Annotated in this window: 15 protein-coding genes, 1 tRNA gene and 1 pseudogene; 6 read left to right on the forward strand and 11 right to left on the reverse strand. The window is 53.2% G+C overall.

What is annotated here, in order from left to right; translation table 11 throughout:
• Positions 1-201 precede the first annotated feature (201 nt).
• Both AC3RCJ_RS02855 and AC3RCJ_RS02860 read left to right on the forward strand, forming a co-directional pair.
• Entirely contained in the window at positions 202-2,280 is a 2,079-nt protein-coding gene (locus tag AC3RCJ_RS02855; RefSeq protein ID WP_492957000.1) for a DUF8426 domain-containing protein, read from the forward strand.
• Positions 2,277-3,578: an McrC family protein gene (locus AC3RCJ_RS02860; RefSeq protein ID WP_492956999.1), complete on the forward strand. Its 1,302-nt coding sequence runs from the start codon at positions 2,277-2,279 to the stop codon at positions 3,576-3,578. The genes AC3RCJ_RS02855 and AC3RCJ_RS02860 overlap by 4 nt, the downstream gene beginning before the upstream one ends.
• A 102-nt stretch (positions 3,579-3,680) precedes the next feature.
• Here AC3RCJ_RS02860 and AC3RCJ_RS02865 read toward each other — a convergent pair.
• From AC3RCJ_RS02865 to AC3RCJ_RS02875, 3 genes and pseudogenes are all read right to left on the reverse strand, one after another.
• Positions 3,681-3,939 (reverse strand): annotated as a pseudogene (locus AC3RCJ_RS02865) (helix-turn-helix domain-containing protein); the annotation flags it as partial.
• Between the two features lie 473 nt (positions 3,940-4,412).
• Complete coding sequence (locus AC3RCJ_RS02870) at positions 4,413-4,649, reverse strand: hypothetical protein (RefSeq protein ID WP_492956998.1); 237 nt, start codon at positions 4,647-4,649, stop codon at positions 4,413-4,415.
• Positions 4,650-4,684: 35 nt separating this feature from the next.
• Entirely contained in the window at positions 4,685-5,014 is a 330-nt protein-coding gene (locus AC3RCJ_RS02875; protein ID WP_492956997.1) for a hypothetical protein, read from the reverse strand.
• 365 nt (positions 5,015-5,379) lie between these two features.
• On the opposite strand from AC3RCJ_RS02875, the gene AC3RCJ_RS02880 reads away from it, so the two are divergent.
• Entirely contained in the window at positions 5,380-6,411 is a 1,032-nt protein-coding gene (locus AC3RCJ_RS02880; protein ID WP_492956996.1) for an AAA family ATPase, read from the forward strand.
• Positions 6,408-8,276: a hypothetical protein gene (locus AC3RCJ_RS02885; protein WP_492956995.1), complete on the forward strand. Its 1,869-nt coding sequence runs from the start codon at positions 6,408-6,410 to the stop codon at positions 8,274-8,276. Before AC3RCJ_RS02880 ends, AC3RCJ_RS02885 begins: the two co-directional genes overlap by 4 nt.
• 346 nt (positions 8,277-8,622) lie before the next feature.
• On the opposite strand, the gene AC3RCJ_RS02890 is transcribed toward AC3RCJ_RS02885, so the two are convergent.
• Both AC3RCJ_RS02890 and AC3RCJ_RS02895 read right to left on the reverse strand, forming a co-directional pair.
• Entirely contained in the window at positions 8,623-9,633 is a 1,011-nt protein-coding gene (locus tag AC3RCJ_RS02890; protein ID WP_492956994.1) for a hypothetical protein, read from the reverse strand.
• Positions 9,633-10,157 (reverse strand): sigma-70 RNA polymerase sigma factor region 4 domain-containing protein, encoded by a 525-nt coding sequence (locus tag AC3RCJ_RS02895; RefSeq protein ID WP_492956993.1) that lies wholly within the window; start codon positions 10,155-10,157, stop codon positions 9,633-9,635. Before AC3RCJ_RS02895 ends, AC3RCJ_RS02890 begins: the two co-directional genes overlap by 1 nt.
• 130 nt (positions 10,158-10,287) lie before the next feature.
• Here AC3RCJ_RS02895 and AC3RCJ_RS02900 point away from each other — a divergent pair, with 130 nt between their 5' ends.
• The gene (locus AC3RCJ_RS02900; protein ID WP_492956992.1) at positions 10,288-10,695 is read left to right on the forward strand and encodes a hypothetical protein; all 408 of its coding nucleotides are present in this window, start codon (positions 10,288-10,290) and stop codon (positions 10,693-10,695) included.
• Positions 10,696-11,801: 1,106 nt separating this feature from the next.
• On the forward strand, positions 11,802-12,092 hold the full coding sequence (gene tnpA / locus AC3RCJ_RS02905) for an IS66 family insertion sequence element accessory protein TnpA (protein ID WP_492956991.1): 291 nt from the start codon (positions 11,802-11,804) through the stop codon (positions 12,090-12,092).
• A gap of 119 nt (positions 12,093-12,211) precedes the next feature.
• Here the strand turns inward: tnpA and AC3RCJ_RS02910 are convergent, their stop codons facing one another.
• From AC3RCJ_RS02910 to AC3RCJ_RS02935, 6 genes are all read right to left on the reverse strand, one after another.
• Positions 12,212-13,339: an HNH endonuclease family protein gene (locus AC3RCJ_RS02910; RefSeq protein WP_492956990.1), complete on the reverse strand. Its 1,128-nt coding sequence runs from the start codon at positions 13,337-13,339 to the stop codon at positions 12,212-12,214.
• On the reverse strand, positions 13,336-14,451 hold the full coding sequence (locus AC3RCJ_RS02915) for an adenine-specific methyltransferase EcoRI family protein (RefSeq protein WP_492956989.1): 1,116 nt from the start codon (positions 14,449-14,451) through the stop codon (positions 13,336-13,338). Before AC3RCJ_RS02915 ends, AC3RCJ_RS02910 begins: the two co-directional genes overlap by 4 nt.
• 431 nt (positions 14,452-14,882) lie before the next feature.
• Positions 14,883-14,958: transfer RNA gene (locus AC3RCJ_RS02920), tRNA-Thr, on the reverse strand.
• Positions 14,959-14,984: 26 nt separating this feature from the next.
• Positions 14,985-15,497, reverse strand: coding sequence for a ClpXP protease specificity-enhancing factor (locus tag AC3RCJ_RS02925; RefSeq protein WP_492956988.1), 513 nt, complete (start codon positions 15,495-15,497; stop codon positions 14,985-14,987).
• A 198-nt stretch (positions 15,498-15,695) separates the two neighbouring features.
• Entirely contained in the window at positions 15,696-16,307 is a 612-nt protein-coding gene (locus AC3RCJ_RS02930; protein WP_008443913.1) for a glutathione S-transferase N-terminal domain-containing protein, read from the reverse strand.
• Positions 16,308-16,427: 120 nt separating this feature from the next.
• Positions 16,428-17,192 (reverse strand): cytochrome c1, encoded by a 765-nt coding sequence (locus AC3RCJ_RS02935; protein WP_492956987.1) that lies wholly within the window; start codon positions 17,190-17,192, stop codon positions 16,428-16,430.
• Between the last annotated feature and the right edge of the window lie 19 nt (positions 17,193-17,211).

The raw sequence follows: 17,211 nt of genomic DNA on the forward strand, positions 1-17,211 counted from the left end.
AGCAGATAAAGCAGATTTGATCAAGATGGGGGACACAGCGCTTGTCCAGGATTCGGAATGCAAAAAGCCCAACCTGAAACCGCATTCTTCTTGTTAATATACCGTGGAATTCGATAACCATAATCGCTTCGCATGTTGTGAAGAGTACGGCTGATCGATCGGGAGAGTGCAGTGCAGGCAAGGGACAAATTTCAGAAATTCTTGATCGAATCTGGCAAAAAACCGAAGACGGCGGGCGAATACGCGCGCTTCATCGAGGATTTATCCCAACACTGTGGCAAGGATATTTACGGTATTCAGGACGTTGGAGAGATCGGTGCGCTGGTAAAGCGTTACAGCTCAGGTGGCGCCGATTACATCGAAGGCAATCAATACCACGGTGGGTCCCGCGCGGCAATAAAACAATATTTGGCTTTTCAAGCCTTGGACCAGGTGCCGGAACCTCCTTCTGCGACCACTAACCAATCATCGCACACCATGACCGATACTACCGACTCGATTCCACCCTTGAACCAGATCCTGTACGGCCCCCCTGGTACGGGGAAAACACATAGCACGATCGAGGAAACGCTGGCCATTCTTGATCCTGATTTTCTAGAAGCGCATAACGGGGAGAGGGACAAGTTGCGCACAAGATTCGGTGAACTTGAATTATCTAAGCATGTGCGCTTCGTCACTTTCCATCAAAGTTTCAGTTACGAAGACTTTGTGGAAGGCTTGCGCGCGGAAGCTGACGAGGCGAGCGGCCAACTACGGTTCTTACCGACCCCAGGTGTCTTCAAATCGATTTGTGACGACGCTGCCACTAAAGTCGTCGTGGATGAAGTGGTCGATCTGGACCTTAGTGGGAAAACGATCTGGAAGATGTCGCTTGGAAACCGTAGCGACGAGAATTATGTTTATGACGAGTGCATTGACCGAGACCGGATCCTATTGGGTTGGGGTTCGGGCATTGATTTCTCGAAAGTGAAAAATAAGGCTGACATCGTCGCCATTTTTCATGACAATGGAATCGAGTACTCGACGGGCGACTACCCGGTCACGGCGGTCAATGCTTTCGTGCTTGGGATGCAGGTCGGTGATATCGTTGTAGTCTCCGACGGCAACTCGAAGTTTCGTGCTATTGGTGTCCTCACGGGAAACTATGAGCATGTGCCGCGCGAGCAGGAAGATGATGAGTTCACGCAAAGCCGTGCGGTGCAGTGGCTTAAAGTATTCGATCCGTCGACCGCTTGCAGTGCCATTATGAACAAAAAATTCATGATGAAGGCGATCTATCGGCTTGGCTCTGATGTGATCGACCTCGCCAAGTTGCGCCAGCTCCTGTCGACGAAGGCGTCCGACGCCCAAGTCCAACAAGGTCCGCATGCACGCGTGTTAATCATTGATGAGATCAACCGCGGTAATATCTCGCGCATCTTTGGTGAGCTCATCACCTTGGTCGAGCCAAGCAAACGCGCGGGCAATCGCGAGGCCTTGTCGGTCATGCTGCCGTATTCGAAAAAAACCTTCAGCATCCCCAATAACTTGTATTTGATCGGCACCATGAACACCTCCGATCGCTCGTTGACCGGTTTGGATATCGCGTTGCGTCGCCGTTTCGTGTTTAAAGAAATGCCGCCACGCCCGGAGCTTCTGGCCGATGTTGTCGTGCAGGGAGTTGCAATTGACAAGCTGTTAGAGCTGATGAATCGACGCATCGAAGCGCTGCTCGATAGGGAGCACTGCCTTGGACACGCTTACTTTTTGCCGTTGAAGGATGATCCTTCCGTCGAACGCCTAGCGCGCATTTTTGAGCAGCAGATATTACCGCTACTGAAGGAATATTTTTTTGAAGACTGGAATCGCATCCGCTGGGTCTTGAATGACCACCGCAAGGCGCCGGTCAACTGTTTCGTACTGCCGTCTGAGAGTAACGTCGCGACACTGTTCGGCGACGAATTTGAAGGACGGGCACAAGAGCAGACATGGGCGATTAATGAAGATGCTTTCGATCGCATTGAGGCCTACTTGGGCATCCTCGATAGCGCAGCGGTGGCTAAGCATACGGCACCGATTGCTCAGGATGGTAGTGTTGAATATGGTGGCTATCGTTTGCAACGATTGACAGATTTCACCGTGAAAGTGTATGACAAAGATGTTGAGCAAGTTGCACTGCCGATTTTAAAAGAACTGGCAATCAAATTGGGCATTAGCCACTTGAACAGAAAAGGTGGCAAGCACAACACGCGCCAGCTGGGTGCCCAGGTGATCAAAGCGGCTAAGCAGGCGACAACTTGAAAGAGCTCGTTGTCGTTCGCGAATACGCGAAATTAACCACGACACAGATAGCACCCACGTTAGACCGGGCAACCGTCTCCAAAAGTGCGTTCGAGTATTTATGCCGTTTGGCCGGACAGTTTCGTGCCAGCGGCGCTCATCTGCTTGAAGTAGAGGGCACGCAGTGGTTGCGACTAGATAATTTCGTTGGCATCCTGGAGACCCCGTGCGGCACCACCCTCGAAATCCTGCCCAAGCATCATGATGCCGACTCGACCAAGGAGGCTTCGCGGGCGCTACTCACACGGATGATTCAAGCCGCGTTGGATTTACCGGCCCGCCACGTTGGTCCGGCCGATTTGGCCTTATTTGACGCGCCGCTGTCGGAATGGGTGCGCCGCCAGTTCTTGGTCGCGCTCGAAGATCTTGTGAAACGCGGTATGAAATTCGATTACCTGCGCGTCGAAGAAGAGCAGCGTAATTTACGCGGGCAGTTGGACGTGATCCGCCAACTACGCCAAACGCCTGATCGCGCCCACTATTTTCATACGCGTCACGATGTGTTTTCACTAGATTTTCCGGAGAACAGGCTAATTCGATCTGCCCTGGCGCGTGTCGCCAACTCGACCCAGGATCCGATCAACTGGCGCCTGTCGCATGAGCTACTGCAAGTGCTGGCGGAGGTGAGCGCATCGCGGGACTTCAAGTACGATTTCAAGGCCTGGCGTGGTGGCCGCCTCATGGCCCATTACGCGCCGATTCTCCCGTGGTGCCAGCTAGTACTTGGCCAACACTGTCCGTTAGCGGTGCAAGGGAGCTGGCATGGCATGAGTATGCTGTTTCCGATGGAAAAGCTGTTCGAGGGTTTTGTAGAAGCAGCGTTGCGCCGGACTTTGCCGAAGTCGGTGTTGATAAAGCGACAGTCGCGCGAGACGTACCTGTGCCAGCACCAAGGTAAAGGATTTTTTCAGCTGCGTCCCGACCTTTTGCTTGAACACAGCGGCTACCGGACCGTGCTGGATGCGAAATGGAAGCGGCTGAATGAAATGGCTCGTAACAAGAAGTATGGCATCGCACAAAGCGACTTCTATCAACTCTTCGCTTACGGACACAAGTATATCGACGTGGAGCAGATCTACAAAGAGCTGGTGCTGATTTACCCTAAGACTGCCATGTTCTCCGCTCCATTGCCGCCGTTTGTATTCGCTCCAGGAATGACACTGTGGGTGCTCCCGTTCGAACTGGGCGATAAGGCCGGCGAAGAGCATATCATGTGGCACCCGGAAATGTGGCTAGAGCACGCGCTGGCGATTCCGTGAGCTGAGCTGAGAGAAATACAGCCAATGCCAAGCACCCTAATGCCCGCAGCTGCGAGCAAGGCCGGCCACGACACAGCACCAGATCATGCTATGTGATGAATACCACTCGGCCGAGCTGCTTGCAGTGGATGACTCGCGCTTGCCCAACTGTAGCTCCAGCTCGAGTGCGGAGCACCAGCTGAGTAACTGTTTGACGCTGATTTCGTCAGGATGGCTCTTCTGACGATATGCGAATCTGGCTCAAGCCGACACGCGTGCCTGCAGTCGCCTGGGTGATCTTATGCCGTTTGCGGGTCGATGCGAGCAACTGGCCGAGCTGCGACGCCGTGAGGAGACGGTGGGTGGTGGGCGAGAAGGACATGTGTGGTATCCGTTATTCAGATATATCAACATTATCTGAAATGCAGATAATGTTGATATCTGAGTAATGGATGTAGTAGATAACTGGGAAACAGGTAAGGTAGAGGAGAGATGACGAATAGTGGGCTAGAAGATGCTGCTAATTCCCTCGCGTTTCATCGAGGTATGCGAGGTACCAAGGCCGATTGTCACGCGACGATCGGCCTTAGTTGTTCAATCAGTCGTAAAAAATGTATTCAGTCTCATCCGGTTGGAGTTTCAGCAGAAGCCTGGTGTATCTTGCCTGAAGAATCGCGGCGCTGATCGATACCACAAAGAATAGTGCAGCAATCGCGAGAATGTCCGCCCAGGAGTCGTTGAAGAATATCGCGATTAGCATGATGACAGATAGGAAGCCGAAAATCCGAATCACAATTGTGAGGAGAAACTTCACTAACGGATGGAAATAAAGTAACAAGTAGAAAGCGCTACTTTTCATTGCTCACCTTCCTTCTTGTCCCATGTCTTCGATTGCCTGATACGAGAAATCACGGCTGTGACCAGACGACGAGTCAGGCGTATCACTGTAGTGAACGGTTCGAAAAAAAGGCGGATGTCGTCGATCGCTACTTTTTTAATATGCTCAATAAGTTTGTTCATTTTTATGTCTTCGTATTGTTCAGGGTGAATCACTATTTCCCGCCTATGCCCACCACGTTCATGGCTTGGCATGCTCATCCCAGGCGAGTTGTGAGCAAACAGATCCTTCAGACAAATGGCTTACTACGGACTGAGGAAATTGCGCTTCGAATGCCTACCACGACACCCTCAGATTGGATTGCTTTTGCCACCTCCTGGACATAGGCTCGATATTCCAGGCTCAACAGGGTGAGAGTGTGGTGGCGTGAGTGGAAGCAAAACATAATCTTCTCGAGCGAAGCTTTGGGCCTGAAATGCTGGTGAAGCCAACGATTGATGTTCCACCACAGGACCCGGCCGTCGCCTTTGCCATTGAGGTAGGCCTTAACGGAACGGCGATCTTCTTTCGTCCAGTCGGTAGTAAAAATGGTCAGGTTCGTGACTTTATCGGTACTCATCAAATAACTCCCTTTATGGGGTTGGTTTAGCGGCAAATGTGACCGCGACAAGAGTTATCGTAAGTCCCGTGCGTCCTTGCGCAAGTCGAGTTCTAAGGCCGAGTGTTGGCTCCGAAAGACTTTTGGCCTAGGTTGCTGATTTTTTGGTGACCCACGTCCGTAGTCAGCGAAAGCGCGTGTAGCAATGGATTCAGAGGTTTTGAGTTGGAGCTGTTTGAATAAGCAATCGTGACTAATTTGAAGTCGGCATCAACACTTACGATCAAAGGGAAGACAACCAAGGTCTTACCCTGCAAGTAAGTATGGAGCCGCGAATTTATGCGATGTACAATCAAAGCAATTATTTCTTAGTGGAAATTGTTTTCATGCAAGCAACCGCCTTAGCCCCAGTCACCGCACTGCCGTATCAATGGATACTGTTTGGATCTCCCGGCACCGGGAAAAGTCATAGAATTGACCAACACATCGCATCAACGACGCCGCCACCGTACTCTGTCAAGACGATTTTTCATCCGGAGTACACATACGGAGACTTCATGGGTCGGCTCATGCCACTCAGCCAACCTGATGGGCGAGTAAGTTATCGTTATTATCCTGGCCATTTCATGCGGGCGTTGGCACAGGCGCTCAGCTATCTCCATGCAGCGATGCAAGCCAATCCCCCGACGACGCCCAAGGAGGTGTTGCTGGTCATCGACGAAATCAACCGTGGCAACAGTGCGGCGATTTTCGGCGCGGTGTTTCAGTTACTCGATCGTGAACAAAACGGCTGGTCCAGCTATCACGTGGATCTTTCGGAAATGGAACATGAGGCCCTACTCCAACTGATGGATGTTCATCATTGCACGCGATATCCCGGTACGTATGAGTCGGAAAAGGACGGACGCCGAAAACTGTCAGAGTTGTTCGAGGGCGATCTGAGTTTCCTGGCCCAGCGCCGAATCAAACTGCCGCCGAACTTGCGTCTGGTGGGTACCATGAATACGTCCGACGAGTCGATTTATTATATGGATAGCGCATTTAAACGCCGCTGGTCCTGGGAATATGTGCCGATCGACGATACTGAGCCGTCCGAGCCTCCTGGCGACTTGAGTAACGAGGACTGGCGCGCATTCGCCAAGAAATTGAACGCGTTCCTCTTGAGTCACTCTGCATCGATCCGCAAGGTGGAGGACAAGCTAATTGGCTACTACTTTATCCGCGCCCGTCAAGATGTCGTGGCTGGTAGGGAAATTCAGCATAAATTGATGTTCTTTCTGTGGGATACCGTATTTACTCGGGATAAACGCCCTTTGGTAGAGCTTTTCGGTGACAAGGTCGAATTGAAAACCTTTGGTGACTTCAGCGTTAAATCGGCACTGTTTGTTGAGCGCATTCAAGCGTGGAGTGGCAAGTGATCGACTTCTCGTCATTGCACGTCAAAGCCGGCAACGATAGCGAAAAGAAATACTCGTTCGTAGGCATCCATGACAATGTGCTGTACTTGCCGAAAGGTAGCGATGCGTGGGCGGCCGAGATTAACAGCGCCGCCCCTGCGCTGAAATTCACATTGGCGAAAGAAGCCATCCTTCTCTTGTACCGTACGTTGGAAACGTTTCGCGCTACTTGCAATCCGCCGCTGGCCGCTGATCGGGACTCAGCACAACGCGCCGTTGGTGGTGCCGAGTTATTGGCGCAAGGGGAAGAATATGGCGAGGTGCTGTACTACCGTCAGCTCGACATCCTGGACGGTATCCTGCAGCGGTTCGACGAACTGGAAATATTGACACTGGCGCAGCGTTACGGCCGTAGCGAACAGATCGACGTCGCGCGTCTACATCAGGAACTGGAGCGCGCCACCTTTACCGAAGATCACAGCTTTTTCGTCGACGCGATGAATATGCCACGGATGGAAGCCGACCATACGCCGGCAGAGTTGGTGCAGATGTATTGCTACGCGCTGCTGGAGGTGAAACGTTGGCTTCGGGAAGATGAGGATGTGCACCGCGATATCCAGGTGTTGGCGGCCCAGTTTGTCGAGCTCCACTTGAATCCAGGCGACGGCTTATTTGCTTTCGATAGCTGGCAGGCTACGCGTACACTGATGCTGGACAGGTTGGATGCGATCGAGCGCACCACTGCTTACAAGGACCCTGTATTTCATGATTTCCATGAGGCGCTCGAACGATTTTTGCGGGGGAGCCTGAGGCAGGCCGACCAAGGATGGCAATGGGGCATCAGTACGTTCGCACCAGTGTGGGAAGCCATTTGCCTAGAGGATCTGTTACTCAGGAAGTCTCCGACGCTAGCGGCCTGTGATACCAGCAATATTCGGCCGCAATTGGCGCCCAACCTGTCCTTGCTACCCGCCGAGCAGACGATGGTGATTGAAAACCAGATGCTCACCCTGCGCAGTATTGAAGAACTCGATGGCGTATTCAAATACATGTTTCCCGATGCCGTGATGTTGTATGCCGTGAAGACCCTCCAGGCCACGTTCTATGACCGGCATGGTGTGACCACCCTCGCTGACGCGTCACTTTCGGCAGCAATTCCTCCTGCGTACACAGCGGCGCTGAAAAAAATACGGCCACGTAACGGCCCCGTGCAGAACAAGGGTGCTGACGAGTTACGGCCGCTGCTACATGCAGCGGCGATCCCCAATTTCATTACTGCTTTCCATATGGGGCGTGCATTGTCCGCCTGTTCCCAGGAGATTATGGAAGATTTCTATTCTAGACAAAAACTCACCAAGGACCTCCTAAAAGACCCAACCCGTGCGTTGTATTCGGATTTTGTATGTGGCATGGTATGGGAGGTTCTATTCGACAGGTACGATGACCTCCGCAACGCTGGCTACCTTATGGAACGAAAAAAGCTGGCGAGCTATAAGTTGGCGATAGATGCGATGAAGGAAAATAAGCATCAATTCGCTGACCTGGCGCTACTGGACCATCTGCATGATTTAGTCATAAACAACGCTAGCGAAGCTGTGGTGCTCGACTTCAAATACTTGACCTCAGGGTATCTGTGTAATCCAGAGAACGTTGCTGATTTACGTGATCGTTCCGTGAGAAAGCAGTTCGTCTACGAGCATCAATTGCAATCAAAACTCGGAAAGGGAACAAAAATCACCAGCGAGTTCTGTATCCCGGGCTACGATGCCGATCCAGAAAAAACCGTGGTGAGTTTTGAAGAAAAAGCCTTCGCAGGCGGCTTTATCGCGCTGCGCTCACTGAATGTGCGCGCCCTAATGGCACGCTATGGTAATCATGTGAGTTGACGATACGCACGCACGCACGGACTGACTGACGTGTCGTGTCGTGTCGCATCAGGATGACGTCGTTCAGATGCTGGAAAATGCTGTGCTACGTCTGACCATTCCAAAGGTAACGCTTGCCGATTGGGGGGGGGCGGCGGCAAAGTGCTCCACTTCGTTCAGAGTTGTCCCAGGCAGTCACCCTTGCCCGAATTTGAGGCCGAGTGTTTGCTCTGACGAGTTTATGACCCAAGCTGCCGATTTTCGGTGATCCACTTCCATAACTAGCGACCTCGCATGTAGCACCGGTTCCAAAGGTTTTGAGTTGGGGCACTTGGAATCGGCAGCCCGGATCAATTCGACGTTGGCATCAACATCTATCCATAAACTGTGCCTCCAGCCAGCGTTTGCAATGCAATTTTTCATCCAATTTGCGAAACTCACCTGTGATAGGTTCGAATGATGTCGCGTCCCCGCCGATGTTTTCATCAATGAATTTTTTGATGAGCTTGCCGCGTTCGCTTGGCGATAACATGTCCACTGCGTCACGTGCTGCTGTTCGCCTCTTTCGGTCGATTTCGCTGATGTCATAGCTGTCCAGCCGCTGGCGCGTTTCTTCGACCATATTCTTGGCGCTTGAGCGTGACAATATTTTTTCGACGACTGATGGCAATGGCTTTGCGCCCTCGTTTTCAAGTTGTGATACGGCGTCGCAAACCGCCTTCTCGCCATATTTTTCCACTATAGAATTGGCAAGTTTCTGGTCGAGATCGTTCCAGCAATGGACGCCAGCGATCTTCGCCCTTGGTTGTCGCTTCTTGCTACTGTTCTCGTGCTTGGCTGATGAGCCTGAGGGCGCAGTTCTACTTTTTTTAATCTGTATACTCTCTGTACTAGAAAGCGAAATTTCGCTTTCCAGGGCGCCAGATTCACCGTTGCTGAATGTGATTTCCGACGCTTCTGAACGTTGGAGATTACGCTCTTCATCGACCCACTTGGACACGATCTTAGCCAAGAGATCCAGATCGATCCGGTATTCAAGTCGGCCTCCATTGCGTGAGCGCCGCTCCTGAAGAACGCCAAGTTCTTTCGCTGCTTCTCGGGCTTTCCCCTGGTTTGACCGAGTCAGGCCCGTTTCATATTCAAAGCTCTGGTCGATTTCCCATCGGGGTGAAATCATCAGATTATTATCATCCCTATCTGCGAGAATTTTTTTGAACCACCAGCCGCCGCTTCCAGCTTTCCTTTGGGTGTATTCAGCTTGACACAGCCATGCCGCCGTGGTCGTCCCGAGCTTTCGCGCGTAGAGAGAATTGAGCGCTATGACTATGCGGGATGGGCCGCGAGAGTCCGCATGTTTTTGATAATTACCTGACGTCATTAGCACACCTCATCAAAGAAAAGCTCAGACTGGTTCGATGTCGCGTACTGCTCACGAAATTGCTGCAGAATTTGTAGTACTCGCCGCGGGGTGACGCCAAGGGCCCGTGCAAGATCCGTAGTCGACTTTCCGCTCACAAAACTGGCGATTGACAAGGCCTTAGAACTTTTGGATTGATCTGAAGGTGGAGGGAAATCGTCGTCGTACACTGCTGGCGCCTCCAGATTGGCGATGATGCTGCGTGTACTGTCACCAAAATGTTCGTCGCTGTCGATGGAAACAGCAAACGTGTGTGCGCCCAACTGACGGAGCATTCTTTTCTCCAGGTGGCCAAATACGAACTGGCACAGGGTGCCTTTGGCAGGGTCAAATACCGGAGCTTTTTCCAGAATTATTTCGCGTGCTTCCTGGATGATGTCGTCCGGTGCCACGCCGTGTTTTGCTGCCTTGATTTTGACTTGGGCCGTGTGTCCCCAGGGGAACGTAATAGCAAGCTGCGCTATTTCGTTGGTGCTAAAAAACATGCCATCCTCCTTGATCCAATATGCATACAGGTATGAGTAAAACGTACCCACGGTTGTGTGCGAATAGACGAGGAACTGCTCTCATCTGCCCGGTCGCACCCGGATACTGCATTGCATACGGATCGACCTGATGGCTCTAGTCGTGAAGCTGATCACGAAAGGTCCAGGCAAACGCAGAGGAGTTGAGGAGAAAGCGTGGCGGAAAGGAATTGCCCAAGATGGCGATGCTGGGCGCGCCAGCGTTGGTGGAGCACAGACGTATAAGTTCCTGCCCGGGCTGACGTTGGCACTACGTTGCAGATGGTCGAGCAAGATGACAAATCGTGAAGATCACGAAACGTCAGGCGTATACACGAGAAGATTCAGGGATACGGCAATTACTGATGTGCCAAGGTTGCTGATGTTGAGCGTGTTCAGCCGAGCAATCGCCAAGCGTTTGCTGGAAGAAGCGTCAGAAGCTGACGATTTTGTGAACTGCTTTGTTGCTTACTTTTTACAGGAAATTGCATTTACAATAAGGCCGCATGGCGACACTTAAATCATATCACTCCAATTTCTCTGTGGCAACGTCATTTTGATCGCAGCGTCTGCAGGGGGCAGGGACGGGTATCAGTGCTTCAAGCTCATGATTGGAAACTTGTTGACAGGAAATATATGTTGCTTCATGATGCTGACTCGCTCTGCGGAATGGCCAGGGATTTACTTCCTGAAAACTGAAATATCTACCTCAACACACAATGCCCGCTATGGCGGGGATTGCTCTTCAAGTAACGCCAGTTTGAATGGCGCACCATTTCTATTACGTCTCTTGACTGACCAACGAACTGCTTTCTACCTCGGTCCAGCAGAACAATGAGCGACGCATAGCAGACGCCATCGACGTGTCACAAGCGGAGCATCGCCTCCGGCACCCGGCAAGCCTGTTTTTCTCATCCTGACGCTTCTCCTCATCAGCTTTAACTGGTCGTGTGTCGATCCAACACATGAGCCAGGCCATTGGCCGGACGACGTTTGTCGTCCCCATCTCTGAATCTGAAAAACCGGTGTAGCGCCACCAATGACCTGTCTTTTTTGCAGGTAGCGCGACGCGGGAGACCGCATGGCAGTTGCGCCCGGCGCCTGAAGCCGGGTGGGGGACAAGCGCCGAAAGGCGCTTGCGTATTGACTGCACGTCAGGGATGAAGTTGATACGGAACAGTATTCTTGGGCTGGGGCAGTGCCCCGGCGTTGTCGGACATGTGCCTGACAATGTGGCGCTGACCATTGAGGTTGGCCTGTTGTCCGGCGCTCAAATTTCGAGGCGATGGATGGATCAGCAACAACCGCAAGCAGTACAACACCTGATGGCAGGTACTCAATCTTGGCTGGGCTTCATGCCGCTTGACCTGGAACGGCGGACACATGTCGATACCGCATGTGCTGCTTACCACTTGGGGAGAAAACCGCAGACATTGCGGGTATGGGCGTCCGCCGAAAATGGACCTCTGCGACCGGTTCGGGTGAACGGCCGGCTGGCCTGGCCGGTAGAGGCTATCCGGCGCGTTCTTTGCGCTTGAGAGACCAGCTTCTATAAGCGGCCAGCCGCTCCATCTGTAATTAGCGCGATCAGTTTGGCATGCTGCGATTTTCTTTCAGGAGATCGCGATGGACAACATCGGTCGAGAGGCATTGTGGCAAGAGCGCGTCAGTCAATGGCGAGATAGCGGGCTATCCCAGCGCGCTTTTGTATTGCAGCAGAGTTATCCGGTACGGCAGATGGGCTACTGGAAGCGGCACCTGGGCAAACAGAGCATGGTGCCGCTGCTGGCGGTGACCGTCAAGTCTGCAATGACCGTGGTGGCACCACTGGTGCTGTCGGGTCCGGGCGGCTGGAGTATGACGCTGTCGCCGGACACTTCCGCCAGTTGGCTGGCCGAATTGCTGTGCAGCTTGTGATGCAGTTGCTGGCCGCATCGATCTGGCTGGCGACGCAGCCGGTGGACAAGGCAGGTGGCAAGGCTCTCCAATCTTGACTATCTCGCCACCTTTGCATCCTCATATGGTTATATGTTTCCCTACAAATCTCTCTTGTCGCGGTTGCACGGGATACAAAGCATCTGGCAGTTCTCGGCGATGGTCTTACCGCCCTTAGACCAAGGTGTAATGTGGTCGCCTTGCATTTCGTCGATCGCAAAGACATGTTGGCCGTCGTGATTACCAGGAGTGTGGCAATGTGTGCCGAAAGCACACTTGTGATTCTGGCGCTCATATGCTACGCGCCTGTCGCGCGTGTCGAACTGGCGGATGCTCAGGTGTCGTTCGTCGCCATCGAGCAAGTAGCCGTAGATGCCCCTGTGCTTCGTAATATCCGGGTCCTGCATCATCTCAGCTGTGCGGCGCTCCAACTCATCCGTGTCAAATTGCCGGGCCTTGTTACTGTCGTACAGTGGCCCCCACTCGACGCCCTTCATTTCCTTGCGGTAGGTCGTGAAGGTCTGCTTTACCCACCAGAGAACGTTTTGGAAGTAATTCCACAACTCGTTCGCGTTTTGGTCGTGCTGATGGTCCGACATATACTGCTTGATCTCGCCGTCGGACTTCCAAGAGAGGGCCTTCTCCAACAGTTCTTGCCGGATGGGCGCGCCGCTAACATACTTGTTCGCTAGCCCGTAGGCGGGGCCGTTTGTCTTGCTAAAGATCGACTTAGCGTGTGTCAGCCATGGACCAGTGTAGACCGCATTGCGCAGCTCCTGCGCGGTCAGCACCGCACCAGCGATGTTGATTGTCTTGAACCAGTCGAGCCTATCCTGGTCGTTGCCCTCGCACACGTAGACCGTGAGCTCGTAGTCAAGGATTTTTTCCTTCTGGGATTGAGTCAGGTTGTGCATCGCCATCGGATGGCCGTCTATTTTTATCGAGAAATTGCCGGCCGCGTATTGGCAGAAGCTGATGGTGCGCTGCTGGCCGTCGAGCACCTCGTAAGTGCCGTCCTCGTTGACTGCCCAGTACATGACATTGAGCGGGAACCCTTTGCGTATGGTCTCCAAGACGGCATCACGCTGCTTGTTGTCGTAAACGAACTCGCGCTGGTACTTAGGCCGGATGTTTAATTTGCCGTTATAGCCGACTACCCCGTCCTCGTCGTTGTCCAGGTATTTCTCTACAACCTCGCGGATCTTGATCTTCTTCAGTTCGATTTTCATGACGCGGCCCTGATTTTTTTGATAACGACACGTTGGTAGACGCCCAAATGCTTACCATTTCCTATGGGGACGAAAAATTTTCCTGTTCCACCGACTACTTTGCCGCCAGAACTCATGTAGTCCTCCTTGACGGCATACCGAGACATCGGCTCAGCTAGGTCGATGCTTAGGCCGACGATCTCGAACTGGTCAGGGTTGTATTTGTCCAGAAACGTGATCGGCACGCCCATCTCTCCGTCGTAATCCATGGGAATTTCAGCAACTTTGTTGACTTCTATCGCCGGGTAGTTGGTGTACGTAGGGTACTCGTCCGGTGTGTACCGCTTGAACAGCGTCATGGGTTCATGACGCCTTGTGGTATCCAAATTGGTGAACCAATAAGCCCTGCCCATACTGAAGTACTTAACACCGTCAACCACTTTCTTACGTGACTCGGTGCTGATCTCATAGTCGTCGGGAACCCGAAACCACTTCGTACCGCCGTTGTGATAACCGAACCAGAGGTTGTTAGCCACGATTTGCTCGAAGATATCTCGGTAGGTGATGAAGTTTTGGTCGCCAATAACCAAGAATTGCTTCTTGTGCTTCACGAGCATTGGAATGAACTCGCGTATGAGGCTCCATGGGGGGTTGGTCACGACAATGTCGGCCTCGTCGAGCAGCTTCACGCACTCCTCGCTGCGGAAATCGCCACCGCCCTTTAGCGGCGTCATGACGTTTGCGTCGTGACGTAGCAGGTACTCGACATCAGCCAAATCGATCGCGCCGTCCTCGTTCAAGTCGGGCACCTCGCTGATGACGACTTTGTACGACGCCAGCGACGGTTGGATGTCGCGCAGCCCAGCGGTCTCAAAAAGCGGTAGTTGCTTGCCGCTGATCGGCGAGCCTGCGTAGCAAGTTGTGATGAGCCGCTTTAGACCAAGGTGGTTGAAATTCATGGCAAAGTACTTGAAAAAGGCGGACTCATACGGATCGTCGCAATTGCAAAAAACGACCTTCCCTTTGAAGTGTTCGCGGTAGTGGCGCAGCTCTGCCTCGATGTCCGAAAGTTGGGTGTACCACTCGTCGAGGGCCGCACCGTTTCGCGCGCTTAGCGTCTTATTACCTGCCATTGATGTCCTGACCTTTACGTTTGTCTGTTGGATGTGTCTTTTAGGCAATATGATATACCGCTTTGATAGTCTTCCGAAAAATTTTTGAGGATCAAACCTATAAGGATACGCATGAAAAGGCATGACCTTGGCTCCCGCCTGGATGGATCCTGTCCAGCTGCGCGCGGACGGCTTCGACTGTGTGAACGGCCGGCTGGCCTGGCCGGTAGAGGCTATCCGGCGCGTTCTTGGTGCTTGAGAGAAGGGTGTCCCACCTGTGCATGCGACTTATTCGATAAGAGCCCTTTTGGGCTCTTTGGTCACCGGTGCATGGTGCGACAGGCCGCTGGTTAGTCCGGCTTGATTGATCAAGCCGGGTTACACAGGGGTTACATGGCGCCCAGAAAGCAAAAAGCCCAATCCTGAGGATTGGGCTAAGTGCTTGAATTTATTGGTGCCGACTGCCGGTTTCGAACTGGCCACCTGATGATTACAAATCAACTGCTCTACCAAATGAGCTAAGTCGGCAAAAACTGCGCGTTGCGAATTATACGCTATTTAATGCGTGTCAGGGTCGGGCGGCCGCCTTTTTTTGGCGGTTCGTCGTCGCCGGGCGGCGGGGCATCGCGTTGTTCGGGGGAACCGGTCGGCACGGACGACAGGGTCGGGGCGCTGGCGGCGGGGGCGAGCACTGGCGGCGGGACGTCGGCCGATGCCGGGCTGTCGGTCGGCTGGGCATCGGGGTCGTCGTTGCCCAGTACGGGCTCGAATGCCATGCCCTGGCCGTTTTCGTTGGCGTAGATGGCCATGACGTTGTCGACGGGTACATAGATTTCGCGCGAGACGCCGCCAAAGCGGGCGTGGAAGCGGATGGCATCGTTGTCCATCTTCAGGCCGCTGGTGGCGCCGAAGCTGATGTTGAGCACGATCTCGCCCTTTTTCACGTATTCCATCGGTACCGTGGTGCGCGAATCGACTTTGACCGCAAGATAAGGCGTGTAGCCGCTGTCGGTGCACCATTCGTAGATGGCGCGCAGCATATAAGGTTTGGTTGAGATTTCAGACATGATAGGCACTGTGAGGCGGGAGCGCCCCCGTCGGCATGAGGCGGGCGCACCGGTAATTCAAAAGACTGGGACAGCGCAAAAAAACAACTTTAACACATGGCCCAAGATGCCCCAGAAAGCGTCGCGAGCAAGCCCGATATCGGCTGGAGTAACGCCAAGTCGAGAGCGGGCTGCGCAGCAGCTTTCTGGGGATATCTTTTAGCGGCGCATGACTTTTTCGGAAGGCGTCAGCGCTTCGATGTAGGCAGGGCGCGAGAAGATGCGTTCGGCATATTTCATCAGCGGCGCGGCCGTCTTCGACAGTTCGATGCCGTAGTGGTCCAGGCGCCACAGCAGCGGCGCGACAGCCACGTCGAGCATCGAGAATTCATCGCCCAGCATGTACTTGTTCTTCAGGAACAGCGGCGCCAGCGTGGTCAGGCGGTCGCGGATTTCCGCGCGCGCCTTGTCATGGCTCTTGTCGTTGCTCTTGGCGCGTTCGCTTTCCAGCACGTGCACGTGCACGAACAGTTCTTTCTCGAAATTGAACAGCATCAGGCGCGCGCGCGCGCGCATCAGCGGATCGGCCGGCATCAGTTGCGGATGCGGGAAGCGCTCATCGATGTACTCGTTGATGATGTTCGATTCATACAGGATCAGTTCGCGTTCGACCAGGATAGGCACTTGGCCGTACGGATTCATGGTCGAAATGTCTTCCGGCTTGTTGAACAGGTCGACGTCGCGCACTTCGAAGTCCATGCCTTTTTCAAACAGGACCAGGCGGCAGCGTTGCGAAAATGGGCAGGTTGTACCCGAATAGAGAACCATCATTTTTTATAGTTCCTTAGAAACAAAGGGGGTGAAGCCGCGAACGGCTCACCCCAGGTCGCTTGTCCACTCGTGCGGACAACGCAGAAACAGGCATAAACCGGCCTTCGGCCGGCGCCTCACTTATTTGACTTCTTTCCAGAACGACGCATTCAGGCGCCATGCCAGCAGAGCAAAAACCGACAGGAACAGCAGTACCCAAACGCCCAGGCGCTTGCGTGTCTGTTGTGCCGGTTCGGCCATCCACTCCATGTAGCCGACCAGGTCGGCTACCGCAGTGTCATACTCGATCTTGTTCAACGTGCCTGGCTTGACTTGCTCGAAGCCGACAAATTTATGGATCTTCTTGCCCGCTTCGTGCGGATCATTCTCTTCCACGAACTTGGCAGTCTGGATACCTTGCAACTCCCATAACACATGCGGCATGGCAACATTCGGCACGACCATATTGTTCCAGCCGGTCGGACGCGTGTCGTCTTTATAGAACGTACGCAGGTAAGTATACAGGTAGTCGCCGCCTGTGCCAGCGGAAGATGATTTCGCGCGCGAAATTACCGACAGATCGGGCGGCACCACGCCGAAGAATGCCTTGGCATCTTTCGGAGCCAGGGCAGTCGTCATCAAGTCGCCTACTTTATCACCTGTGAACAACAAATTGTTCTTGATCTGGTCTTCCGTCAAGCCCAGATCCTTCAGGCGGTTGTAGCGCATCGACACGGCGGCGTGGCAATTAAGGCAATAATTGACGAACAATTTGGCGCCATGTTGCAGCGCTGCCATGTTGGTCTGGCGGTCAGGCGCCTTGTCCAGCGGAAAGCCGCCTTCGCTGGCGAGAGCCATGGCAGGCACGAAGGCCAGGATGGCGAGCAGTTTTTTTGAAAATTTCATGTAAGGTCCTTTGAGCGTG

The sequence above is a fragment of the Janthinobacterium sp. GW822-FHT07H11 genome (genome assembly GCF_058798615.1).

Excerpts from the sequence above, each read along its gene's own strand:
- AC3RCJ_RS02870 (WP_492956998.1), bottom strand. The coding sequence starts at position 4,649 with ATGCCAAGCCATGAACGTGGTGGGCATAGGCGGGAAATAGTGATTCAC.
- AC3RCJ_RS02875 (WP_492956997.1), bottom strand. The coding sequence starts at position 5,014 with ATGAGTACCGATAAAGTCACGAACCTGACCATTTTTACTACCGACTGG.
- AC3RCJ_RS02880 (WP_492956996.1), top strand. The coding sequence starts at position 5,380 with ATGCAAGCAACCGCCTTAGCCCCAGTCACCGCACTGCCGTATCAATGG.
- AC3RCJ_RS02890 (WP_492956994.1), bottom strand. The coding sequence starts at position 9,633 with ATGACGTCAGGTAATTATCAAAAACATGCGGACTCTCGCGGCCCATCC.
- AC3RCJ_RS02895 (WP_492956993.1), bottom strand. The coding sequence starts at position 10,157 with ATGTTTTTTAGCACCAACGAAATAGCGCAGCTTGCTATTACGTTCCCC.
- AC3RCJ_RS02900 (WP_492956992.1), top strand. The coding sequence starts at position 10,288 with ATGGCTCTAGTCGTGAAGCTGATCACGAAAGGTCCAGGCAAACGCAGA.
- tnpA (WP_492956991.1), top strand. The coding sequence starts at position 11,802 with ATGGACAACATCGGTCGAGAGGCATTGTGGCAAGAGCGCGTCAGTCAA.
- AC3RCJ_RS02910 (WP_492956990.1), bottom strand. The coding sequence starts at position 13,339 with ATGAAAATCGAACTGAAGAAGATCAAGATCCGCGAGGTTGTAGAGAAA.
- AC3RCJ_RS02915 (WP_492956989.1), bottom strand. The coding sequence starts at position 14,451 with ATGGCAGGTAATAAGACGCTAAGCGCGCGAAACGGTGCGGCCCTCGAC.
- AC3RCJ_RS02925 (WP_492956988.1), bottom strand. The coding sequence starts at position 15,497 with ATGTCTGAAATCTCAACCAAACCTTATATGCTGCGCGCCATCTACGAA.
- AC3RCJ_RS02930 (WP_008443913.1), bottom strand. The coding sequence starts at position 16,307 with ATGATGGTTCTCTATTCGGGTACAACCTGCCCATTTTCGCAACGCTGC.
- AC3RCJ_RS02935 (WP_492956987.1), bottom strand. The coding sequence starts at position 17,192 with ATGAAATTTTCAAAAAAACTGCTCGCCATCCTGGCCTTCGTGCCTGCC.